Source organism: Rhizobium sp. P2_G2, from assembly GCF_056403555.1.
In genome coordinates this window covers 1-24,755 of the sequence record NZ_JBFUFF010000030.1, presented here as the reverse complement: position 1 = coordinate 24,755, position 24,755 = coordinate 1, and the positions used below count along the sequence as shown (strand labels likewise).

Annotated in this window: 16 protein-coding genes; 5 read left to right on the top strand and 11 right to left on the bottom strand. The window is 60.9% G+C overall.

What is annotated here, in order from left to right; translation table 11 throughout:
* Positions 1–24: 24 nt before the first annotated feature.
* Genes folK through folP form a run of 3 tightly spaced genes read right to left on the bottom strand, consistent with a single transcriptional unit; the run spans position 25 to position 1,772 of the window.
* Complete coding sequence (gene folK / locus AC1D06_RS20865) at positions 25–543, bottom strand: 2-amino-4-hydroxy-6-hydroxymethyldihydropteridine diphosphokinase (protein ID WP_477987748.1); 519 nt, start codon at positions 541–543, stop codon at positions 25–27.
* Positions 530–904, bottom strand: coding sequence for a dihydroneopterin aldolase (folB, locus tag AC1D06_RS20860; RefSeq protein ID WP_477987747.1), 375 nt, complete (start codon positions 902–904; stop codon positions 530–532). Before folB ends, folK begins: the two co-directional genes overlap by 14 nt.
* A complete protein-coding gene (gene folP, locus AC1D06_RS20855) occupies positions 897–1,772 on the bottom strand; it encodes a dihydropteroate synthase (protein WP_477987746.1) in 876 nt (291 codons plus the stop codon). The genes folB and folP overlap by 8 nt, the downstream gene beginning before the upstream one ends.
* Positions 1,773–1,875: 103 nt before the next feature.
* On the opposite strand from folP, the gene AC1D06_RS20850 reads away from it, so the two are divergent.
* Positions 1,876–2,496: a DUF922 domain-containing Zn-dependent protease gene (locus AC1D06_RS20850; RefSeq protein ID WP_477987745.1), complete on the top strand. Its 621-nt coding sequence runs from the start codon at positions 1,876–1,878 to the stop codon at positions 2,494–2,496.
* A 363-nt stretch (positions 2,497–2,859) separates the two neighbouring features.
* Here the strand turns inward: AC1D06_RS20850 and AC1D06_RS20845 are convergent, their stop codons facing one another.
* Both AC1D06_RS20845 and AC1D06_RS20840 read right to left on the bottom strand, forming a co-directional pair.
* On the bottom strand, positions 2,860–3,180 hold the full coding sequence (locus AC1D06_RS20845; RefSeq protein ID WP_477879600.1) for a 2Fe-2S iron-sulfur cluster-binding protein: 321 nt from the start codon (positions 3,178–3,180) through the stop codon (positions 2,860–2,862).
* A 105-nt stretch (positions 3,181–3,285) separates the two neighbouring features.
* Positions 3,286–3,654, bottom strand: coding sequence for an Hpt domain-containing protein (locus tag AC1D06_RS20840; protein WP_477987744.1), 369 nt, complete (start codon positions 3,652–3,654; stop codon positions 3,286–3,288).
* 440 nt (positions 3,655–4,094) lie between these two features.
* Here AC1D06_RS20840 and AC1D06_RS20835 point away from each other — a divergent pair, with 440 nt between their 5' ends.
* Entirely contained in the window at positions 4,095–12,074 is a 7,980-nt protein-coding gene (locus AC1D06_RS20835; protein WP_477987743.1) for an apolipoprotein A-IV repeat region-like domain-containing protein, read from the top strand.
* 108 nt (positions 12,075–12,182) lie between these two features.
* Here the strand turns inward: AC1D06_RS20835 and AC1D06_RS20830 are convergent, their stop codons facing one another.
* A complete protein-coding gene (locus AC1D06_RS20830) occupies positions 12,183–12,887 on the bottom strand; it encodes a Type 1 glutamine amidotransferase-like domain-containing protein (protein ID WP_477987742.1) in 705 nt (234 codons plus the stop codon).
* A 441-nt stretch (positions 12,888–13,328) separates the two neighbouring features.
* Here AC1D06_RS20830 and AC1D06_RS20825 point away from each other — a divergent pair, with 441 nt between their 5' ends.
* Positions 13,329–16,688, top strand: a complete 3,360-nt coding sequence (locus tag AC1D06_RS20825; protein ID WP_477879605.1) for a M10 family metallopeptidase C-terminal domain-containing protein — start codon at positions 13,329–13,331, stop codon at positions 16,686–16,688.
* 94 nt (positions 16,689–16,782) lie between these two features.
* On the opposite strand, the gene AC1D06_RS20820 is transcribed toward AC1D06_RS20825, so the two are convergent.
* The 4 genes from AC1D06_RS20820 to AC1D06_RS20805 are packed head-to-tail and all read right to left on the bottom strand — an operon-like array spanning position 16,783 to position 21,189.
* Positions 16,783–17,385, bottom strand: a complete 603-nt coding sequence (locus tag AC1D06_RS20820; RefSeq protein WP_477987741.1) for an ABC-type transport auxiliary lipoprotein family protein — start codon at positions 17,383–17,385, stop codon at positions 16,783–16,785.
* A gap of 21 nt (positions 17,386–17,406) precedes the next feature.
* Entirely contained in the window at positions 17,407–19,185 is a 1,779-nt protein-coding gene (locus AC1D06_RS20815) for an MlaD family protein (RefSeq protein WP_477987740.1), read from the bottom strand.
* Positions 19,185–20,039 carry an ABC transporter ATP-binding protein gene (locus AC1D06_RS20810; protein ID WP_477987739.1) on the bottom strand — a complete coding sequence of 285 codons (855 nt, stop codon included), beginning with the start codon at positions 20,037–20,039 and terminating at the stop codon, positions 19,185–19,187. Before AC1D06_RS20810 ends, AC1D06_RS20815 begins: the two co-directional genes overlap by 1 nt.
* Positions 20,040–20,046: 7 nt before the next feature.
* Complete coding sequence (locus tag AC1D06_RS20805; protein ID WP_477879611.1) at positions 20,047–21,189, bottom strand: ABC transporter permease; 1,143 nt, start codon at positions 21,187–21,189, stop codon at positions 20,047–20,049.
* Between the two features lie 155 nt (positions 21,190–21,344).
* Here AC1D06_RS20805 and dgcA point away from each other — a divergent pair, with 155 nt between their 5' ends.
* Positions 21,345–22,325: an N-acetyl-D-Glu racemase DgcA gene (dgcA, locus tag AC1D06_RS20800; RefSeq protein WP_477987738.1), complete on the top strand. Its 981-nt coding sequence runs from the start codon at positions 21,345–21,347 to the stop codon at positions 22,323–22,325.
* Here the strand turns inward: dgcA and AC1D06_RS20795 are convergent.
* Positions 22,295–23,494 carry an MFS transporter gene (locus AC1D06_RS20795; protein WP_477879615.1) on the bottom strand — a complete coding sequence of 400 codons (1,200 nt, stop codon included), beginning with the start codon at positions 23,492–23,494 and terminating at the stop codon, positions 22,295–22,297. The genes dgcA and AC1D06_RS20795 overlap by 31 nt on opposite strands.
* Positions 23,495–23,701: 207 nt before the next feature.
* Here AC1D06_RS20795 and AC1D06_RS20790 point away from each other — a divergent pair, with 207 nt between their 5' ends.
* Positions 23,702–24,529, top strand: a complete 828-nt coding sequence (locus tag AC1D06_RS20790; RefSeq protein ID WP_477987737.1) for an alpha/beta hydrolase — start codon at positions 23,702–23,704, stop codon at positions 24,527–24,529.
* Positions 24,530–24,755 lie beyond the last annotated feature (226 nt).

Sequence of the window (24,755 nt, the reverse complement as noted above, 5' to 3'; positions counted from 1 at the left end):
AACCACCCTGCAGGTGTTGCGACGCTACCCACGCCACCAGTCGCGACCCTCGCCGACGATTTCGATGCCCGTCTGATCGACGCCGGCAAGCCACGCCGCCACGTGCGCTCCGCCAACCGCCAATTCGGGCGCCACATCGACGAGCGGCATCAGCACGAAGGCACGTTCGATCATCCTTGGATGCGGCAGTTCCAGCCGCGGCCCTGACATTTCCACGGCGTCATAGGCGAGGATATCGATGTCGAGCGTTCTCGGCCCCCAACGCTCGCTGCGAACGCGCTTCATGGCGCGCTCGATATCCAGGCAGAGATCGAGCAGCGCCTCCGGCGACAAAGCGGTGCGGATTGCGGCGGCGGCGTTGACGAACCAGTCCTGGTCGGTCTTACCCCAGGGCGGCGTGCGGTAGAGGCGCGAAACGGCCGCCACCATGCAATGCGGATCCGCATCGATCCGGCGCAAGGCCTCCGCCATGGACGCGACGGGATCGCCGACATTGCCGCCCAACCCGAGATAGGCCTCCACATGCGTGTCAGTCGGCGGCATAGTGTTCGACACTGACCTGGACGTAGTCGAGCACGCCGGCGACCGGCGCATTCGGCTTCCTGAGCGTGATCTTGGCGCGGCGGATCTGCGGGAACTGGCTTTCCAGCGAGCGGGCAATATCCATCGCCAGCGCCTCGATGAGGAAATAGCGGCGGCCGGTGACGATCTTTTCGATCACCTTGAAGGCGAYGCCATAGTCGACGGTCGAGTCGAGCGCGTCCTCCTCCAGCGGGCCATGCGGCCTCACTTCGAGCTCGGCGTCGACGAAGAAGCGCTGTCCCAGCACTTCCTCCTCGTCCATCACCCCGTGTCGGGCGAAAAACGCGCAATTGGCAAGAGTTATCGTATAGGTCTCACGCATTTCTGCCCTCCTTGCCGGTGCTTGCTGCATTCAGCATAGCATCGGCTACCTTTAGCGCATCGACATTGAAAGCGACATCGTGGACCCGAAAAATCGCCGCTCCTGCGACGCGCAGCAGCGCGGTCGTCGCTGCCGTCGCCACGCCACGGTCAGCGGGATCGCGCCCCGTGACATTGCCGAGGAAGCGTTTTCGCGAAGTACCAGCGACGATCGGGTAGCCGAGCGCATGCAGTTCGGAAAACCGCGCCATGATGTCAAGATTGTCTTTCGCCGTCTCTTTGTTGAAACCGAAGCCGGGATCGAGCACGATCTGCTGCCTTGAAACGCCGGCATCCGCGGCGATCTTCAGCGAGTCCTCGAAGAAGGCGAACTGGTCTTCGATCGGATCGGCCTTCTTATCGCGACCGCGACCCGTATGCATGATGACGAGGCCGGCACCGGTCTCGGCTGCCACACGGGCGATGTCCGGTTCGCGTTGCAGGCCATGCACATCGTTGATGATGTGGGCTCCGGCGGCGATGGCCTTGCGTGCCGTCTCAGCGCGATAGGTATCGATCGAAATCACGCCCTCGACACAATTGGCGGCAAGCACTTCGATGACAGGCAGGACGCGAGCCTGTTCCTCCGCGGCGCTGACTTCGGCTGCGTTCGGGCGTGTCGACTCGCCGCCGATATCGACGATGACAGCACCGGCCTTGGCGGCGCGGATCGCATTGCTGATCGCAATATCCGGCCTCAGGTTCAAGCCGCCGTCGGAGAACGAATCCGGGGTGACGTTGATGATCGCCATGATCACGCCTTCCGGACCGAGGCCAAGAGAGCGCCCATGTGCCAGCGTCCAATCTCTCGGTTCGAAGGGTGACGGCATGGCGGAACTCCGGAAAGCGGCTTTGCGTTTGTGCTGATTGCATATTGCGAAGCGGCAGACAATGTCCCATGGATGGGTCGTGTCGCGTTTCGCGGAGGATGTCATGAGCCGGTTCGGCACCCAAATCGGATTGCTGTGGACGGCTTTGGCTTGCTTGGCGCCGTTGTCGGCGGCAAAAGCAGACACGATCATCCACAAGGAAATCAGCTATTTCAGCATCGGCGGCACCACTGCAGCCGATCTCGATCGCGAAATGCGGCAGCACGGTCCCGTTTCAAACGTCACTGGCCATCGTCATCCCGGCATCACGCGAATCAAGTTTTCGGGAACCGCGACCTTTGTCGCCAAGGGCGGGCGTTGCAATATCGGCGGCGCCAAGGTGACGCTGACCACCAAGATCCTCCTGCCGCGCTGGTCGAACCGCCGCAAGGCAGGCCCGGCAATGGCGCTGATCTGGGATACGCTTTCGGCTGACATAAGACGGCATGAGGAGCGACATGCTGAAATCGCCCGCTATCATGCCCATGACCTTGAAAAGCAGATCCTGGCACTGCCCTCCACATCCGACTGCGCCAGTCTGAAAGCCAAGGTCGCGAAGGTCTCCGCGCAGGCCCTGGAAGAGCATGACAAGGACCAGAGGCGCTTCGACCGGATCGAGGCGGCCAATTTCGAAAGCCGGATGATTCGGCTGCTCAAGTACCGGATGGCAGCGAAGAAGCCGTAATCTGGCCGCCCCAAAACGTTTCCGGCAGCATTTTCGGCGGGGGGTTGGACGATAGCATCGCTGCTTGCGCGAAGCTTACGCGAATCCTGTTAATTAACCCGCTATATCTACGAATTGCACTTGCAGCTTTTCTAAACTAGGTTCTGATTATCACTTGTGGATGAATCTTCTGACGGCCTTACGGTTTATCCCCAAGCGTAGTCGTGTGGTTTCCCTAGGCGCATTCGAGTGGCTGCAGGTGTCTCCTCCCTCGCCTGTTGACGGTGCGTCTCTCTCGCCTCGCTATCCTAACCAGAGAGCGAGGCACTTTTTTGGGGCGCGCCTTCCGTTACGTCACTCCCGCCTTACGGAACTGACGCCAGGTCAGCCCTGACGCTCCGGCACGTGAACCACCAAGCCATCCAGCGCGTCGGTGATGCGGATCTGACAGGAAAGCCGCGAGGTCGGACGGAGATCGTAAGCGAAATCCAGCATATCCTCCTCCATCGGGTCGGGTTTGCCGACCTTCTCGGCATAGGCTTCGTCGACATAGACATGACAGGTCGCGCAGGCACAGGCGCCGCCGCATTCGGCAACGATGCCGGGGACGGAGTTACGGATGGCGTTTTCCATGACGGTGGAGCCGCTGGCGACATCAAGATCGTGGCGCGCGCCGTCATGAGCAATGATGGTGAGTTTGGGCATGGAATTCCTGATGATGTTGGAAAGGGCCGGCGGACGCCCCTCATATGGCGCCTTTTCCAACAAAATCCAGATTGCGTCAACAGCAACTGCCGACGCCTTTGCGCCTCAGCGCGACAGCTTGAGAATGAAATTCTCGGCTTCGAGGACAGCTTGGCCAAGCTTGGCGATGCTGCTTGCTTCATCGGTCTGGTTTTCAACACGCTCGGCCGCTTCCGACACCGTGAAGGCGCCGACGGCGAGTGCCGCACCCTTGAGCTTGTGGGCGGTCTGACGGATCAAATCCCGTTCGCCAGCAGCCATTTCGGTCATGCAGGCGCGCGCCTGCTTGGCGAACATGTGCAAGACTTCGAGTTCGAGATCCTTGCTGCCGGATGTCTGCCGGGCGAGATGAACGAGATCGATCGGACGGTTTTTCGACGGAACGAAGCCTCGATAATTGTCGGGGGCTTCGAAAGGGATACTCACGGCTGCCATTGGTATTTCCCTGTTATTGTCTGATAGTGAGACAGGCCTTTTTGGCTCTAGGCCCTATCTTCACATCGAGGCACGCATGAAAGCTTAATTACGGCAATTTCGCGTTTGGGAAACTGCAACTATGGTTAACAACGGATAAACACCGCGATTCATTCGCTTTTCTGCACAGGTGCTCTGAGAATCCCGTTAATAAACAGTTAACGATTTTCGCTTTGCCGGCCCAACTCATTGTGTCAAAACGGCTTCTGTGCCACTACGTTACGTGGAAAATTGCGGCTCCTTTTACCAAAAGGCCACGAAATCCGGGCGACTGGACGCCTCACGGTCGATCGCGACATCGTGATATGCGACTATGAGCCGGCAAATGCAGAGCCATGATGGCTGGACTCGATAATGGTCGACTTCCGCCCCAGGGTGTGTGAAATACGAGGCGAAACGGAATGACGATCAAGAAGGAAAAAGACGAGGTCGAGGAAAGCGCATACAAAGCGCTTGAAGACGCCCTCGAATTCAATTTCCATGAGAAGCGCCCCCAGGGCAATCTTGATCCTCGGGAGGGCAATGTGTCTGATGTAGCCAACCAGTCCGCCAAGAATGCCGGCAAATCTGAAGAGATCGCCCGCGCCCTTGCCCCGGAACCCGGCCCGAAATCGCCGTCGCACAAGCCTGCCAACGATCAGAGACCGGCAGCCAACGCCAATGTCGGACGCAGCCTCGAGTCGCATCGTTCCTCATCGGCRCTGCGTATTGCTGCGGTCGTTTCAGTTGTATGGGTTGCAGCCTGCGCCGGGCTTGCGCATCTGATGTTCGCACCGCAGATCTGGGAAATCCGGTCGCTACACGACCTTGAAACCGTCCCGGGCGCGCTCGCCATTCTCGTCGCCGCCATCTTCCCGATCTTCGTATTCTTCGCCTTCGCCACCATGATCGCCCGTGCGCAGGAATTGCGCCACGCCGCCCGGTCGATGGCAGAGGTCGCCCTGCGCCTGGCGGAACCGGAAAATGCCGCCGCCGAACGCATCATGTCGGTCGGCCAGGCCGTGCGGCGCGAAGTCACCGCGATGAACGAAGGCATCGAGCGGACGATTGCGCGCGCCTCAGAGCTCGAAACGCTCGTTCATTCGGAAGTCAACGCGCTGGAGCGCAGCTATACCGACAACGAGATGCGCGTCCGAAGCCTGGTGCAGGAACTCGGCTCAGAGCGCGAAGCGATCGTCAGCCATGCCGAACGCGTGCGCTCGTCGATTTCGAGCGCCCATGAGCAGTTGCGCGAGGAACTGACCGCGGCAAGCTCCAGCATCGCCAAGAACATCGCCACGTCAGGCGAAGCCGTGGCACAGATGATCGACACCCAGGCGGCGATCATCATGCAGCGGACCGGCAATGCCGCCAATTCGATCGGCAACGTGCTGTCGACCAAGACGGAAGACTTCGTCACCGCACTGCAAAGTTCCGGCCTATCGCTGGTCAACGAGTTCGACACGCGCATCGATACGCTCGGCGTGGCGCTGAGCGAACGCGGCAAATCACTGCTCGCCGAGTTCGAAACCCGCGCCTCGGTGCTGGACGCCAATACAGAGAAGCTCAATGCCGCGCTACAGGAGCGCACACGGCAGCTCAACGAGACGCTGATCGCCCGTACGCGCCAGATCAACGAAGCGCTGACCACCGGCGGCGACACCATCACGTCGAGTCTCGACAATGTGCTGACGTCGCTCAATTCCAGCCTCGACGAAAAGAGCACCACCTTCCGCCAGTCGCTGAAGACCACCGCCGATGAGGCAATCATGGATCTCGACCTGAGGTCCGGCTTCTTCGACGAGAAGCTGCGCTCGACGGTCGATGTGGTTTCCTCGGCTTTCGATGGCCGGATCACCGAATTCGCCGATGCCTTCGACAAACGCTCCGGCTCGCTCGACGCAAAGCTGTCCGACAGCCTGGCGCGCATCAATGCCTCGCTCAATGGCGGACACGAAACCATATCCGGCCTACTCGACCGCTCGCTCGAGCGGATGGATTCGTCGTTCACCGGCCAGGCGCTGGCGATCGAAACGGCGCTCGGCACGGGCCAGGAAGTCATCGAGATGGCGCTCGACAATAAGGTCGGCGAAATCACCCAGGTGATCGGCCGCGCCAACGAGGAGCTGAATTCCGGCTTCGCCGCCAAGGCCGACGCACTGACCGCGACGATTTCCAACCGCACCGAAGCCATCAATACCGGCATCGACCGGATGGCGGCGCTCATGGACAATAACTCCGCCGGCATCGCCGCCGCCTTCGAGGAGACGCATCGCAAACTCGACGATACAATTACGGCCGGCCACGAGCATATTGCATCGCTGCTCAGCGACCGCGCCAATGCCTTCGACAGCTCGTTCACTGAAAACCGCACGCGCCTCGAAAGAAGCGTCGGCGACGGGCATGAGAAAATGGCAACACTGCTCGGGGCGCACTCCGAAGCCATCGAGACCATGTTCGCCAACAACCATCAGCGGCTCGAAACTGCCGTTTCCGGCGGCCATGAGCGGATGTCGGCCCTTCTCGATGAGCGCTCCGCAGCCATTGAGGCGTCGTTTGCCGGCAATCACGATCGGCTGCAGAGCGCCATTGCTGCCGGCACGGAACTGATCACCGGCAATGTCGAGGATGCACGCTCGCGGCTGGCGAAAACGCTCGGCGACGGCGCCATCGCCATCGCCACGACCTTTGGCGAGAACCATATGCGGGTCGACCAGGCCATGGCGAGCCGCACCGCAGCGATCGCAGGCGCACTCGACGAGCGTAGCGCAGCACTTGCATCGACTCTCAACGACGGCGCTTCGCGTGTCTCGACGATCCTTACCGACGGCACGACGGAGTTCTCCGACATCGTCTTCAACGGCAGCACGGGTCTGACGCTGGCGATCGAGCAGCATAGCGCCGCACTTTCCACGACGCTCTCTGAGAACACGGCCAACCTGTCCGGTATTCTTGCGCACGGCACGAGGGGCTTTTCAGACACCGTCCGCGACAATACCGCCGCGCTTTCGCAGACCATGCAACAGCGCCACTCGGAACTTTCGCACACGCTGCAGCAGAACACGACGACGCTTTCCGGCATTCTGACGGATGGCACCGCCGGTTTCTCCGACATCGTCCGCGACAGCACGGCCGGACTTTCGCAGGTCATGCAACAGCGCCACTCGGAACTCTCGCACACGCTGCAGCAGAACACGACGACGCTTTCCGGCATTCTGACGGATGGCACCGCCGGCTTCTCCGACATGGTGCGCGATAGCACCATCGGACTGTCGCATACGATGCAGGAGCGCCACGCGGAGCTGTCGCAGACGATCGAGCAGCATAGCAGCCACCTCGACCAGACCCTGCAGCAGAACGTCACAAACCTGTCCGGGATTCTCTCCGACGGTTCGGCAGGCATCACCGACATTCTGCAACAGCGTAGCGCCACGCTTGCCGGCACATTGCAGGAGAGTGCCTCGAACCTGTCGACGATCGTTGGTGACGGCACCAAGGGCATTTCGGGCATCCTGRCCGAGCGCAGCGCCAGCCTGGCCGGAAACCTGGAGCGCGGCACGACAGGGCTCGCCAGCATTCTCGAACAGCGCAGCACCGAGATGTCCGATATCGTCGAGCGCGGCGCGAGCCGCATCGAACAGTCGGCCAGCACGGCGAGCCGCGAGATCCAGACGACGCTCACCACATCGGTCAAGGACATTTCCGACGCGCTCGACAATGGTAGCGCCGATCTCTCCATCCAGCTCGCCTCGACGCATGAGCTCATTCGCGCCACGCTCGAGGACCGCACCAACGCCATCACTGTCGCGCTCGATCAAGGCCGCAAACAGATCGATGAGACCTTGCAGGATCAGGCGACGGCCATCGGCACCAGCATCGCCATGGGCGCCAGCATGCTCGAAATGTCCTTCGAAGACGGCGAGGGCCGGCTTCGCGATACGATCGAGAAGAGCACCAAGGCGATCACCGACACCGTCGACACCGCCTCGGCCGGCCTGACCAACTCGATCTCCGGCCAGACCTCGACGCTCAGCGATGCCATGGCGCGCAGCGCCACCGAGCTCGACGCCAGCGCCAGCCGCTTTGCCGAGCGGATCGAAAGCCGCGAAAAGAACCTGCGTCAGGTGCTTGATGCCACCGCGGATTCGCTCGACGGCCGCATGCAGGCGAGCGCGCTTGCTTTCTCCAACGGCTCCAAGAAGATCGAAGAGACGCTTGCCGAACGCGAGGCAAGCCTTGTCAACGCCATAACCGCCGCGGCAGAAGCGTTGGACGAGCGGCTGATCGGCACCGCCGCCGCCATCGGCGCCGGCATGGAGGGCAATTACGAAGGCCTGCATCGGTCGCTTACCGACAATACCCAGTCTCTCAACGAGATGGCCGAAAAGCTGATTGCCCAGATCGGCGCGCATCGCGACGCTTTGCGCGAGACGATCGAGGCAAGCAGCGCCTCGCTCGACGAGCGGATCGAAAGCGGCGCCGCCAACATGCTGTCCAACATCATGATGCTGGACATGAAGCTCGAAGAGCGCGAGGCGGCACTCAAGGCTGCGGTGGGCGCCAGTGCCTCGGAACTCGACAAGGTCATCGCGACGAGCGCGAGCGTGTTGGCTGAGCGTTTCGGCGACAAGGCCGGCGAGATCGTTCGCGCCGCCGACACGTTCTCCGGACGCATCGAGGCGACGCTCACCGACGTCACCCAGCGCTTCGATGAAACCGGCGGCAGGATCATTTCCGGCTTCGACAAGCTGGAAACCGGCATCCACACCGATGCCGGCCGCTTCGCCKAAACCATCGAGCAGGCCGGCAGCAGGCTGAGGGACCTGGTCGAAACCCAGATCCAGAATTTTGGCAATGTCACCGAAAGCGGCTCGACACGGATCGCGCAGACCTTTGACGCCAATACCGGCCGCATCGCCGAAACCTTCGACAGCAATGCGGCGCGTCTCTCCGAGACGCTCGATGCCAGCGTGAACCGGGTCGCTTCGACCATCGGCTCCAACACGACACGGCTCGAGGAAACCCTGGGCTCCGGCTCCGAACGGCTGACTGCAGCTCTCGGCGCGGGCACCACGCGGGTCGAAGGCGCACTGGATGCCGGCGCCAACCAGGTAGCCGACATGCTCGGCACCGGCGCCGACCAGCTCACCGGGACGTTCGAGACCAATGTCAACCGGTTGACCGAAACGCTCGGCTCGAACGCCAACCGTCTGGAAACAGCGCTTGGCTCGAATGCGAGCCGTCTGGAGGCCGCGCTCGGTTCGAATACCGGCAGGATGACCGAAGCGCTCGACACGCATGCGGCGCAGATCGCCGAGACCTTCGACACGCGCACCGCCAAGGTCGACGAGCGCCTCTCGACCATGGACCGTGCACTTGGCATCGGCCTCGACAATGTTTCCAAGATGATCGACGGAAAGGCCGCCGGTCTTGCCAACACGCTTCGTGGCGCTGTTATGGAAGCATCGCAGTCCATGGACGCCGATGCACAGCGTGCACTCGAATCGATCGCCTCCAAGGGCCTCGAATATGCCGATGAGATGGCCGCCCGCAGCGCCGGCTTCTCGAGCCGTCTTGCCGGCGAGGCGGATGCGTTCAGCAATCGGCTCTCCGGCGACGCCGATGCCTTCGCTGACCGGCTGTCGTCCAGCGCCAGCACCCTCAATAGTCAGATGTCGTCGACCGCGGACACCTTCAGCGGTCAGATGTCCTCGACTGCCGATGCGTTCAACAATCAGATGTCGTCCACTGCCGATACCTTCAGCAGCCGGGTCGGTGGCGATGCGGAGACCTTCCATAGCCGCGTCACCGCCGATGCCGACGCCTATGCCGCCCGCATGGCGCGCGAGACCGAGGCGCTCAGCGGCAAGCTCACCGGCGATGCGGATGCGTTCACCATGCGCATGGCCAGCGAGGCGGATGGTTTCGCGACGCGGCTTGAGAGCCGCGCCGGCGACTATTCCGGCCGGCTGTCCTCGGAAGCCCAGGCCTATTCCGGCAGCCTTGCCGAGCAGACCGAACGGCTGACGCAGGCGCTGGCCCGCAATGCCGGCGATTTTGCCACCCGTGTCGGCACGGCGAGCGCCAAGGCGGCCGAAGACGGTGCGAACATCCAGGCGAGCCTCGACGCCGCCGAGAAGGCATTGCTCGCCCGCGGCGACGCGATCCGCACAACGCTCGACGACCGCACCCGCGAGCTCAACTCGATGCTGGCATCACGCTCCGCCGAACTCGCCCGCATCATTGACGAGAAGGCGCGGCCGGCCGTCGACAATCTTTCCGGCCTTGGCCGGGAGGCCGTCGACCACTTCGGCCAGGCTGTGCAGGACGGCGTCAACACGCTGCGCAGCGAGAATTCGACATTGCTCAATGCGATCGCCTCGCGCACCGAGGAAAGCGCCCGCGCTGTCGCAAGCGCCGAGCAGACGCTCAAGACGACGGTGCTGGATCTCGTCCAGGCACTCGACCAGAGCAGTTCCAGCATCCGCCAGCTGGTGTCCGATACAGGCACCAATCTCGGCGCCATCGACGACGCACTCACTGCCAGCGCCGACCGCTTCGCCGAGACGGCGACCCGCGCTTCCGACTCGTTCGGCGCTTCCACGCGCCTGCTGGACGGCACGGCTGACCGGCTGAGCAGCGTGTCGAGCGAGACGCTGTCGCAGATCGGCAATATCGTCGGACGGTTCGATGACCACTCCAAGGTGCTCGGCCAGGCCTCCAACCTGCTCTCGGCGGCGCAGTCCAATCTCGTTTCGACGCTCGAAGAACGCGAGGAGGCATTACAGACGCTCGCCGTCAACCTGCTGCGCAAGTCCGAGGAGATCGAGAATACCATGCGCTCGCTCGCCGGACTGGTCGAAGCCGCCTTCGACCGCGCCGAAAACCGCTCGGGCCAGATGTCCAACAACCTGCGCAACGGCGTGCAGAGCTCGTTTGCTGAGATCGGCCGTATCCTCGGAGATACCGAAAAACGCGCCAATGACATGGCGGATGCAATGCGCCAATCAATCTCGGCAGCGGCCAGCGACGCTTCCGCCGCCGTCGAAATCACGCTCTCCAAGGCCAATGAGAATGCCGAGGATGTTGCGGCGCGGCTGCGCACCAGCGTGACGACCTCGCTCGGCGATGTCGACCGGCTGCTCGGCGAGACTGGCAAGCGCTCGTCGGCCACGGCCGTGCAACTGCGCGACACGCTCAAGGAAGCGATCGACGAAGCGGTTGGCCGCTTCTCCGGCGCCACAGACGAAATCCGCCGCACTGCCGGCGAGATCCGCAAGGAACTCACCGACACCCGTGCCGAACTCAAGCGTGGCGCCTTCGACCTGCCGGAAGAAGCCAAGGAAAATGCCGCCCAGATGCGCCGCGCCGTGGCGGAACAGGTCCGCGCGCTGCAGGAACTGACCGGCATTATCGGCGTCTCCGCCTCGCATCTCGAAGCGCCGCGGGTGCGGCAGGAAAATGCCGTTCGGCCGGAGGCAGTGCGCACCGAAATTATGCGCTCTGAGCCGGTCCGGTCCGAACCTGTGCGCTCCGAACCAGTCCGCCAGGAGCCGGTCCAGCAGCAGCCCACCCGCCAGGAGCCAGTGCAGCCGCGCCGCGAGCCGGAAGTTGCGGTCCGCCAGCCGGAACAGCGGCCGGCCGTCCGGGAGGAAAACCTGCCCACCGCTTCGGCCGTGACGGCCGATCGTCCCCGCGTGACCGGGCAAATCCTGCCTCAGCCGCGGGCCGACGAAACGCGCCGGACGGATGAGACCCGCCGAGTGGAAGAGGCTCGCAAGACGGAAGAAAAGCCGCGGCAGGAACCGCTTGGTCTGCGTGGCTCGCTCGGCATCGAGCGCGGCCAAGCGCCGGCGCGCGAAATCGCTCGCCCCGCGGCCACCGAGCCGGCCGCACGCCGCCAGGAACCTGCCCGCGAGGATGATATTCCGGCACCGCAGGGACAGGGCTGGATCAGCGATCTGCTGCGCAGTGCCTCGCGCGATGAGGAGGTCCCTGCACGTCCGGTAGCGCCGACCCAGCAGCAGGCAACCCGCCCAGACAACCGCAATCCGCGGCATGTGGTCGAGTCGCTCAACTCGCTGTCGGTCGATATCGCCCGGGCGATCGACCATGACGCCTCGGTCGAGCTTTGGCGCCGCTACCAGCGCGGCGAGCGCGACGTCTTCACCCGCCGCCTCTACACGCTCAAGGGCCAGCAGACCTTCGACGACATCAAGCGAAAATACGAGCGCGAGCCGGAATTTCGCTCCGCTGTCGACCGCTACATCACAGACTTCGAAAAGCTTCTGGCCGACGTTGCCCGCAACGACCGCGACAAGGCGCTGACCCAGAGCTATCTGACATCGGACACCGGCAAGGTCTACACGATGCTGGCGCATGCGGCGGGGCGGTTCTCGTAACGGAACGAGTAGGTTTTCAAAGTTTCAGGCCTCTCGCGCCTTATCTCGCGGGAGGCTCGAAGCAAACACCTTCGCTGAATCCCACTGGACTGGTCACCTCCAGCTTTCTTATTCAGCAGCCGGTCGGATTGAGAAGCCAGCAGGCGTTATCTCACTTGCTTTCCTGACCGCCCCAGCAGCTATCCAAACAGGTTGACCCACACATTCAATCATCCCTCGCGTGACGACGATGCCGTCCCCGTCCCGGCAAGCAACGATCGGTCTTGGCGTGTTTCTGCTGTAGCGCAGGAGATCGAGGAGATAGCTGGGCTTGCCACCCAAATGAGGGAAAAATTCAAAGGGGACAAGATTGAGTGCAGCGCCATCCTCTGTTTCCTCCGACTGTCGATCCGAGAACAATGCGTCCGTTGCGATCGTCGGCGTCGTGAGGATAGCGCCGGCGCTTGCTCCGACGAGGATTCCTCCTGACAGCGCCCAGTCACGCAAGAGGCCCAACATCCTGCTGCGCCTCAGCCGATTCAGAAAGGGGCCGGTCTGGCCACCGGCAAGATGAATGGCGTCGCATGCCAAAAGCTTCTCGATTTCTTGATCGCTATGGCTCGCATCAAGATCATGGAACTGTGCGAGGTGAAGGCCGGATTGCGCGTAATAGATTTTCCGCCCGTTGAAAAACCGGCGATCCGGCTCCGGCCCGGAAGCAATATATCCGATGCGCCTTCCGGAACCCCTCGCCTCCATCATCATCAAAAGCTGCGTATCAATCGCGGCATTCTCAGGAATGATTTGGTCGCTGTAGAGCACCAGATTGATCAAAGCTTCGCTCCCATTTGGCTACCGTACCCCTAACGATGCACTGGAGCCGCAACCCGTCCAATATCGCCAGCGAAAACCGAGCAAACTTCCTGTATTTTTACAAAACTTCTTTGATGGACTTGGTTTACAAAATATCTTATTAAGAACTGCTAAAATTTGCTTGGGAGGGCAAAGGACCAGATGGCATTTCCATCTATGCGAAGCCTGGTGGCTTCTTGATCGAACACTGCCGTGAGGACGGTGTAGATCGTTCGCCATTTGAGCTGAAGAGACACAGCGCGGTCTGACCTCGCCTGTCCTTCCATCCGAAACAAACGGCTAGTGTTACCACAACGCTCGGGCTCATCCAAATGAGCAAGGGCGATTAATCGGGCTTTGCCTGCACATGACGCGTGAATGCTGAACGAATGACCTCCGACGAGATGAACCGGAGCAGACACCATGGTGACCACAACGCAAGCAGCGGCGATCATCTCCCGGGGCAATGATCCCCAGGGTGAGGGATTTGGCATTCCGGCGGTCGCAAGCTACAGCTTTTTCGGCGGGACCGGCGCGTTCACGCCGGCTGAACAGGCCGCGGTCAAGGATGCCATGCGGATGTGGAGCGACGTCGCCCATATCAGCTTCTTCGTCGACAACGACGACCCGGAAATCGGCTTCAAGAATTATAGAAAAAACGACAACAGCACCGGCGGCACGACCGGTCCGTACGAGAGCAGAAATGGTGAACATTTTCTGGCCCTCAATCCCGACACGACGGTGCGAGTGGGGCTCAACCTGGTCAACACGCCCGGGACAGCGCTCAGCCAGGGCGGAGCTGACCGGCAGACCCTGATTCACGAAGTGGGACATGCGATCGGGCTGTCGCATCCCGGCAAATACAATGCCGGAAGCAATGTTCCCATCGTTGCGGCCTATCCTGAAGATTCACTGCAGTACACGCAGATGAGCTACCTGTCGGAGACATCGACAGGGGCCAATTTCAAGGGCAGCTTCAGCCGTACGCCGTCTCTCGACGACATTGCCGCCGCACAGCGGCTCTATGGTGCCAACATGGCGACGCGCACCGACGATACCACCTATGGATTTAACTCGAATGCCGGCGCCGCCTTTCTCATCAGCAGTGCCAACGAGAAGGCCGTTTTCACCGTTTGGGATGCGAAGGGAAACGACACGCTCGATTTCTCGGGCTACGCGAACAAACAGCTGATCAATCTGGATCTGGAAAGCTTTTCCGATGTCGGCGGGCTGAAGAAGAACATCGCCATCGCCGCAGCCGTCGACACCGCCGGCCTCAATTCCTGGGAAGCGAATTTCGACCCCAATTCGATCGCCAATTATGTCGAAAACGCCATTGGCGGAAGTGGCACGGATACGATCAACGGCAATCTCATCGCCAACCGGCTCGAAGGCAGAAATGGCGACGATTTCCTCAATGGCTTTGCCGGCAAGGACAGTTTGTACGGTGGCGATGACAAGGATGAGCTGAATGGCGGCGCCGACAGCGACGCGCTGCGCGGCGAGCGCGGCGATGACTATCTCATCGGCGGCGCGGGAATAGACGATCTCTATGGCGGTGACGGTCGCGACACGCTGGATGGCGGTTTCAACGGCAAGTCCGACGGTGTCCGGGACGTCATGCAGGGAGGTGCCGGCAACGACAAATACCTGGTGACGGATACGACCGACATGGTGCTCGAAAATGTCGGCGGCGTGGACCTGGGCGACAAGGTGTTTACCTCGCTCAGGACCTATTCGCTGCAGCAGTCGAACTATCTGCAGGGCGAGGTGGAAAACCTGGCCTTTACCGGGACCGGCAATTTCACCGCAACCGGAAACGCGCTTGCCAATACGATCAGCGGCGGCGACGGAAACGACAAGATTTCAGGCCTCGAAGGAGACGATGTTCTCAACGGCGCCGGCGGCAAGGACCAGTTTGACGGCGGAAGCGGCACCGACACGCTGAACGGCGGATCCGGAAACGATGTCTACTTCCTGTTCGATGTCAAAAACGGTCATTACGACAGGGTCGTCGAGGCGGCCGGCGGCGGGGTGGACCAGATCCAGGTCAGGGACGTAGACGGCTCGGTTCGCTCCTACACCCTTGCCGACAATGTGGAAATCGGCGCGATCGTCGGCGCGGAAGCCGACCAGTTCACGCTCATCGGCAATAAATCGGACAATCACCTTTTCGACGACGTCGGCGACAATATCCTGATCGGCGGCGGAGGCGATGACACCCTCAACGGCGGCGGGTTCTATGGCGGCGACGTGCTGATGGGTGGCGTGGGCAATGATGTCTACGAACTCGATTATCGACGCGGCAATTACGACTATGTCGACGAGGCCGCCAACGAGGGGCGGGACACGGTCCTGGTCACAGCCTTCCACGAGGAGGACGAGCACTATACAGACACCTATACGCTGACCGACAATGTCGAGAACGGCGAGATCAGAGGCGCGATCGACTTTGGTCTCTACGGCAACGAGCTGGACAATCGGCTTTTCGGCAACGACGCCGCCAATATGCTCAGCGGCCTCGACGGCAATGACACGCTCACCGGCGGGCTGGGTGACGATCAACTGATCGGCGGCAGCGGCAATGACAAATATTTCCTCTACGACCTGATCGGCGGCAGCACTCCAGAGGAGCTCAATCATTACGACGCTGTCGTGGAAGAGGCGGACGGCGGCATCGACACGGTCGTCGTCATCGCCATCGACGACCCCCAGTCGTTTGCCGATGGCTACGCGCTCACCGAGTATGTCGAGAACGGCACGATCGGAGGATCACTGTCCTTCTATCTGCAGGGCAACGACTTCGACAATGTCTTGAGGGGCAACGACGCGGAGAACACGCTCTACGGCTATGAGGGCAATGATACCCTGATCGGCGGCGGCGGGGCTGATGTGCTGGACGGCGGGACAGGCGAAAACACCGCAAGCTATGCATTCGCTACGGCAGGTCTGTTCGCCGGGCTGGAGGATGCGAACGCCAATTCAGGCGAAGCCCTGGGCGACAGTTACATCAATATTCAGAACCTGATCGGCTCGAACTACGACGACATCCTCTACGGCACGGATGGCGTCAACAAGTTCAGCGGCGGCGACGGCAAGGACCTGATGATCGGCAAGGGCAGCGGCGATATCCTGGATGGGGGCAACGGTTCCGACACGGTCGGCTACGATGCGGATTACACCGGGGTGACGGCCGACCTGATGGATTCATCTAAAAATACCGGCACCGGCGCCGGCGACATCTATATATCGATCGAAAACCTCGACGGAAGCACGTTCAACGACCTGCTCTACGGTGACAACAACGACAATATCATCGAGGGCAATGTCTACCATTTTGGGGAAAGCGGCAGCGACCGGATATGGGGTCGGGGCGGCGATGACACGTTGAAGGGCCATGACAATGCCGACACCCTGATCGGCGGGGTCGGCAACGACCTGCTCTATGGAGGAACGGGCGCCGACCATTTCGTCTTCGACGCGACGCTGACGCCGGGCAATGCCGACACAATCAAGGATTTCGAGGCAGGCGACAGGCTCGACCTCGACAGCAGCGTATTTGCCGGATTGAGCGTGGGCGCGCTCGCCAGCGCCGCATTCAAACTGATCGCCAGCGGCTCCTCGACGACTGGCGTCGACAATTCCGATCGCATTCTCTACGACAAGGCCGACGGCGACATTTATTTCGATCGCGACGGATCGGGCGACACATATGACCGCGTGCTGTTTGCCTCGATCACAAACGGGACGTCTCTCGATCAATTGGATTTTGAGATCGTGTAGCGCTGGTCAAACCCATGGTGCAACAAGACGAGAAGTCTCTCCTGCTGAACCGGGCTTGCGCCTGTCGCCGATCAATCGGGATCGAGACCTCGTATCAAATCGACTTCAGCGTCCAGGCGACCATATCCGAGATCACCTTACTGAAGGCGATGTCCAGCGCCTTGACGTAGGCCGGGTTGCCGGAGCCAGTCAAAGGAGCCGTGGCGGAGAAGACCTGCTGTGCCTTGACCGCGCCGTTGCGATCGTTGAGGATCTTTGCCGAAATCTCGATATGGGCGCGGTTGCCGCCGGCCGTCTCGATCTGGAAGGCGCGGATGTCGGTGACGACCTGGAAGTCGATCGCCAGCCCTTGCCCCGGCACGCCGACGCCGCCGAGCTTGCCGGAATTCTCGTAAGCCTCGACCAGCTTGGCCTGCACCATTTTCGGCAGCGTATCGCCCCAGCGGGCGCCGGCGAGATACTGGATCTCCGATGGCGTCACATAGATCACCACCTGCTCGGAATCGAGCGCCTTGAGGGCACTCGGCTCCGGGATCAAGATCTGCTTCTTGCTAGCCTTCGGGCCGGAAATTTCGGGCATGGCGGAGAGCGCGAAAGTGTCATTCTTCGCCTGGCTCGCGCCGCAACCCGACAATCCAATAAGGAGCAGGACCGGCAAACATGCACGGGCAATGCTCAGTAGACGTCCTGCTGTCATTCCTTCCCCACACACAACAGTTCAATGCCTCGTGCGGCCGTTATATTCCTTGACTTCCTGACCACCGAACAACAGCCGTTGGGGGTTGTTGTCAAGCCGGCTGATCGCCTGATTGAGCGTTTGCACAGCCCGGCGTGCATCCTCGACCAGAGCATTGACATTCTGCAGGCCGGAGCCCGAGAAACGGGCGATATTTTCGGCGATCGGTGCGATGCGGCCATTAATATTGTCGGCCAGATCCTTGTAAGATTTCAGCGTCGCCCGTGCGTCGGCGAACAGCGACTTGGAATCACCTGATCCGAGGAAGCTGTCGACCTTGGCCAGCACGCCGTCGACGCGGGTCGAAGCCTTGTTGAGATTGGCCGACATCTCGGAAATATTGGTGATCGTCTTGTCGATATCGGCGCGGTGCTTGTCGACGTCCTGCGAAATGCCCTTGAAATTGCCGATCGCTGCGCGTGCGTCGGAAACGGCGGCACTGATCTCGTTCGGATTGATCGCGGCGATCACGCTGCTGGCCTTGTCGATGACGCCATCCACCTTGCCGGAGGATTTGTTGAGATTGGCCATCAACTGGGTGACATCGTTGATCGTTTTGTCGATATCGACGCGCCGCTTGCCGATGTCGTCCGAGAGCCCCTTGATATTGGCGATGGTCGTGCGCGCATCGGCGATTGCGGCGTGGATGTCGCTCACTGAGCCCTTGACCTTGTCGGGATCGATCGCAGCAATCAGCTTGTCGACCTTGTCCAGCGACACATTGGCCTTTTCGCCGAAGGTCTTATAGGTGGCGATCGCCTCATCCAGATCCTTGCCCGTCTTGCCTGCACTGGCCACGGCGGCGTGAACATCATCGACGGTCGCCTGAATCTTCTGCGGATCGATGGCAGCGACCAGCTTGTCGACCTTGTCGAGCGACGCCGTCGCCCGGTCGCCGAAGGTCTTGTAGGTGTCGACCGCGTTATTGACCTTGTTGATCGTCGTCTTGGCGTCGGCCACGACGCCATGGACTTCATCGACCACGCCGCCAACCTTGCCGGAGGCATCCGCGAGATCGGCGCTGACCTTGCGAGTGTTGACCAGGATGTCGTCGATCTTCTTCGGATCGACCGCTTGGATGAGCTTATCGGCAGCGGCAAGCGTCGTATCCAACCGACCGGACACGTTCTTGATCGTGCCGGAAAGCTCGGTCACGCTTTGCAGGAATTTGTCGATCCCCGGCGCGTTGTCCTTCAACGCCTTGGTGAAGGTATCGATGTTGCCCACCGTATCGGTCAATGGCTGGCGATTGTCGTTGACGAAGCTCTGCAACGTGACGAGCAGCTGATCGGTTTTGTCGGCGATCTTGCTGGCGGTGGCGACGATATTGGTGACGCCGGATTGCATGGCGTCGATGGTGGCGATCTTGCCTTCCTTCTGAGCGGTCACGAGAATCGGCTCCTGCTTGGGGTCACCGCCGGAGAATTCGAGATAGGCGGCACCGGTAAAACCCTGGATTTCCAGCACCGCCCGCGTCCCCGGGAAAACCGGGGCGTCGGCGCGGATTTCCGTGACGGCAAGCGAATAGGCGGGGGCCTTGCGATCGAAGTCGAGCGCCCGGATCGTACCGATCGGGATGCCGTTGAAACGCACCGGCGAGCCGACGCTCAAGCCGTTGGCGGAACCGGGAATGCGTACGATCAGTCGCTCCATCTTGCCTTCGCGGCCATAGACGGACATCCAGTAGACGAAGCCAAAAGCCATCAGCACGACGACGATGGTGAAGAAGCCGACAATCGCGTAGTTTGCCCTTGTTTCCATCAATGGCCCGTATTGGTTGCTGTCGTGGATGCCGTATGCACCGCCCGCCCGGCACCGTCGACGACGCCAGGGATGGAACGCGCGCGCTTGCCCCGAAAGTAGGACTGTACCCATTCATCAGGACAATCAAGCATATCCTGGACTGTCCCTTGAACGAGCACACGCTTTTTTCCAAGCACTGCAATTCGGTCACACACCGAAAACAGGCTGTCGAGATCGTGGGTGACCATGTAGACAGTAAGCCCCAGCGTATCGCGAAGCTTGGTGATCAACTCATCGAATTCGGCCGCTCCGATCGGGTCGAGACCCGATGTCGGCTCGTCGAGGAAAACAAGCGCCGGGTCGAGCGCCAGAGCGCGTGCCAGTGCCGCGCGCTTGATCATGCCGCCCGAAAGTTCGGAGGGATATTTGTCGGCCGCCTCCGGCGCCAGCCCGACCAGTTCGATCTTCAGCAATGCCAGTTCATCCATCAGCGATTTAGGCAGGTCGAGATATTCGCGCATCGGAAACTGGATGTTTTCCTTGACGGTCAATGCTGAAAACAATGCGCCGTGCTGGAAGAGCACGCCGAGCTTCATGTCGAGGTTGAAGCGTTCATCTTCGTTCACCCGGCCATAATCCTGCCCAAGGATCTGGATTTCACCAGCCTGTTTAGGGACGAGGCGCAGGATGGTGCGCATCAGCACCGATTTGCCAGCACCGGATGCACCGACGAAGCCGAGGATCTCGCCCTTGAAAATGTCGAGGTCGAGCTTGTCGAGCACGACATGGCTGCCGAAGGCGACGGTAATGCCGCGAGCCGAAAGGATCACTTCGCGTCCGTTTTTCTGTCCCTGCTCGTTGGTTTCCGCCATGCGCGCCTCAGAAATCGATGGCGGCGTAGAACATGGCGAACAGCCCATCCACCATGATGACGACGAAGATCGCCTTGACCACAGCGGCGGTCACATGCCGGCCGAGCGACTCGGCCGAGCCTTCGACCTGCAGGCCTTCCACCGAAGCTACCACGCCGATGATGACGGCCATGAACGGGGCCTTCAGCATGCCTGAGATCACCGTCGAAATATCGACGGCCTGTTGCAGGCGCGACAGGAAGACTTGATAGGTGATGCCGGAATAGATGTTGGCCACGACCGCCGCACCGGCAAGCGCTGCGAAATTGGCAATCACGGTGAGCAGCGGCAGTGCGATCATCAACGCCAGYAGCCGCGGGAAGATCAGAACGCCGACCGGATTGAGGCCCATGACCTGCAGCGCGTCGATCTCCTCGCGCATCTTCATCGAGCCGATCTCGGCAGTGATGGCCGAGCCGGAGCGGCCGGCGATCATGATTGCGGTGAGCAGCACTCCGATCTCGCGCAGTTGCAGGATGCCGACCAGGTCGACGACGAAAACTTCGGCGCCGAAATAGCGCAGTTGGAAGGCGCCCTGCTGGGCGATGATCGCACCGATCAGGAAGGACATGAGCGCGATGATCGGCGTCGCGTTGACGCCCATCTGCTCGAGTTGGGTGAAGACCGAAGCGGGCGACAGCCCGCTGCTGCGGCCGAGCTTGAGCTGGGCGCCGCGCACCGCCGAACCGATGATGCCCATCGACGCGATCGTGTCCGTATAGAGGTTCACGATCGATTCGCCGATAGGCGCCAGAAAGCGCACATACCAGCGATCCTGCCGGCTGTCGTCGCCGGGTTGCTTCAGCTCCTCCGGCAGGGCGGTAATCAATTCGTTGAAGCCGGCGCGCGCATCGCTGAGATCGACTTTGCCGGAATTCCTCTCAAGCGCCGTCATGAACCGACGGATCACCCAAGCGCCACCGGTATCGAGATTGGTAATGCCACTGAGGTCGAGGCGCACGGTGCCGGAAACGCTGTTGCGGCTGGCTTCCCTGAGCGCCCGATCGACCTGCGCGATCGTGCTGTTGAGCCAAGCGCCGGTCAGGCGGACGAGAAGTCCGCCATCCGGATGGTCAATCGTCACACCGGCTTGTTCGGCCGTATCCGCCATCTGGCAGTCCTCACTGGCGCCTTGCACAGAGACCCGGTCATCGGGTCTTTTGTGGTAAAACAAAACGAGTCGACGCGCGAAATGCCGTTTGACAATAGATTAACGGCGCATTCAAGCCATATCGGCAGGCGATTGGAAAACAAAAGGAATTGCACGTGACGCGTCACCTTGAAACCACAATCGCCAAGTTTCCGATCGCGGGCGAATTCCGGATTTCACGCGGCGCCAAGACCACCGCCGAAGTGATCGTCTGTACGATCCGCGAGGCTGATTTCGCAGGCCGCGGTGAATGCGTGCCCTACAAGCGCTACGGCGAGACGCTCGACAGCGTCGAGGCGCAGATCCGCTCACTCGCCGGCGATATCGCGGCCGGCCTGGGCCGCGCCGAGCTCAAGCACCGGCTCGATGCGGGTGCAGCACGCAATGCCATAGACTGCGCGCTGTGGGACCTGGAGGCGAAAATGAGCGGCGTGCCGGTGTCCAGGCGCCTCGATCTTTCGCCTGAGCCGCTCACCACAGCCTATACAATCTCACTCGACGAACCGGAAAAGATGGGCGCGCAGGCAGCAAAATGGGCGCACCGGGCGCTGCTCAAGGTCAAGGTGGGCACGACTGATGACGAAAGCCGCATCCGCGCTATCCACGCCGGCGCGCCGCAATCGGTGCTGATCCTCGACGCCAACGAGGGCTGGACCAAAGACAACCTCGCACACCATCTCGCCGTGTCCGCAGAATGTGGCGTGGCGCTCATCGAGCAGCCCCTGCCCGCCGGGCATGACGATCTGCTCGCCGATATCGACCGTCCACTGGTGATCTGTGCCGACGAGAGCGCCCATGTAACGGCTGATCTCGCTTCGCTTGTCGGCAAATACGACGCCATCAACATCAAGCTCGACAAAGCCGGCGGGCTGACGGAGGGGCTGGAGATGAAGGCGGAGGCCGAGCGGCTGGGGTTTCAGATCATGGCCGGCTGCATGGTCGGCTCGTCGCTTGCCATGGCGCCGGCGGTGCTGCTGGCACAGGGCGTGGCCTTCGTCGATCTCGACGGGCCATTGCTGCTCGCCGAAGATTGCAAACCGTCGCTGCGTTACGAGGCGTCGCTCGTCTATCCGCCCGAGCGCGCGCTCTGGGGCTGAAACAGCATGGCGGCAAACAGGATGGCGAGGCCKATGACGACCAGAATGCTCATCGAATAGAAGCCGTTGACGCCGAACGCCTCATAAATATAGCCGGACGCCCAGCCGGAAATCACCGCGAAGATCGATGTCGCCGCCTGATAGAAGCCTTGGGCATAGGCACCCTGCCGGTCACCGACCCGGGTGATCATAAAGCGCTGTACGCCGAGATGCATCATCGCATAAGTGAAGGCATGGGTGCATTGAAGCAGGAAGAACGGCCAGAAGCCGCTCGCCAGCGGAAACAATGTCCAGCGTATGAAGGTGAACACCGATCCCAGGATGAAGAGGTGCCAAACGCTGGAACGCCGCAGCCAGCGGCCGGAGACGAAGAACAGGCAGATTTCGGCGAGCACGCCGGCAAGCCAGAGAAAACTGATTCCGACACCGGAAATGCCCTGTGCCTTCCAGTAATTGGTCGCAAAGGCATAAAGCATGGACTGGCTGCTCATCACGACGGATGCGCCAATGATGACGAGCAGGAAATCGGGCGACCAGAACCGCGCCTTGACGATCGCGACAGCCGGATCGCTTGGCGCCGACGGCAGGTCACGACCAAGCCGCGGCGCAGTCAGCGCCATGATGATGGTCAGCGAAAAGAACAGGGTGAGGCCGGGCAGCACCATGGCACCGCCGAAACGGTCGAGCCCGAAGCCGATGAAGGTGGTGAGCGCGAAGGCGACCGAGCCCCAGAGCCTCAGTGACCCATAATCGAAGCCCCAGCGCCGCACGCCGGTCACCAGCACCGCGTCGGCAATCGGCACATAGGGTGCATAAAACAGGCTCTGGACTGCATAGATCAGCAGGATCGGCCAAAACGTGACGGTGTGGAACATCACCAGCGTTGTCGCCAACGAGACGATGCCGGACCACATGAGCACGGTCGTGCGGTCCTTGGCGCGGTCGGCGGCCATCGCGCCGACCGGCATGCCGAGAATGCGCATCAGCGCGGGAATGGAGGTGATGATGCCGATCTCTGCCGGCGTCATCCTCAGGTCCTGCAGGAGGACCGGAAAATAGAGCACCGCAATGCCGTTGACCATCATAGGGGCACAGAACAGCAGAACGGCGCGCAGGGCGAAGAAGCGCGGCGCGTCGTCACGATGGATGGAGGATGGAGGAGCGAGCATGAGATATTCCAGAATCGCACGCCATGACGTTTCCGGAATCATCCGGCGCACAACGATTTTTCGGCATGGTGAACCGTTAGCATTGGCGTTCGTGCGCACCAATGTGGTTTCGCACAACTGCCGAAATAATTCGGCAGGATGACAATCCGGCAACAATGCTAAATTGCCGAGGTTTGCCGCGCACTGGAAGCCTGTTAACGTCGGGTCATGACGATACCTTACCCGGTCTTCCGCCTCTCTGCCGCCATCGTGATCGGCCTCTATCTTGCCGCCTGTCTCATCCTTTATTTCAGCCAGGATCGCTTTCTGTTTCCCGGCGCATTCATCCCGCTTCCAGTCGAGTTGAAGGGCGCTGCCGCACGCTTCGGGCTGGAGGACGTCATGATTCCGACGGTCGACGGCACCAGGCTGTTTGCACTTCAAGGCCGGCCTGCCGATGGCAAGCCGATCATCATCGTCTTTCACGGCAATGCCAGCTATCCCGAGTCCTACCGCTTTCTCTATGCCGGCTGGATTGCCGCAGGCTATGGCATAGTGGCCCCGGCATTGCGTGGCTATCCGCGATCAGAGGGAACGACGAACGGCGAAAAGATGCTGGCCGACGCGCTCGAAATCTACGACTGGACGGCAAAGGCCTTCCCCAACCATCCGATCTATGTTTTCGGTCAATCGCTCGGCACGGCTCCGGCCCTCCACCTTGCTGCACATCGCCAGGTTGCTGGTGTCGTCCTGGTGTCGCCGTTCAAATCGATGCTGTCGCTCGCCTGGAGCAAATTCCCTTACCTTCCCGTTCCATTGCTGCTCCGGTCGCCTTTCAGAAGCGATCTCGATATCGTAGACGTCACGGCGCCGATACTGGTGCTGCATGGCGACCGGGATGAACTCGTGCCGATTGCGTCCGGTCGCGAATTGGCAGCGCTTGCCAAACATGACTTGCAATTCGAGGTCATCCACGGCGCCGGTCATGCACAGGGACTTTTCGAGGTCGATATGATCGACAAGATCGACGCTTTTTTCGGCATGGACACGCATTAATTGCAAAAAACAAGGACATCCGGAAATCGGGATTATATCGATTTAATCACGTTTTCGCTGAAAGCGGTCCGATTTCCGCAGAAATTTGAACAGAAATCACCTATTTTTTCGATTTTCTCATTGAAAATTACCAAAATCTGCCGTTTCTATGCGCATCATCGACGCAACAAAATCCCACCGAAAACCATCTCACCCAATCACAATACAACCCCAATCACAATACAAC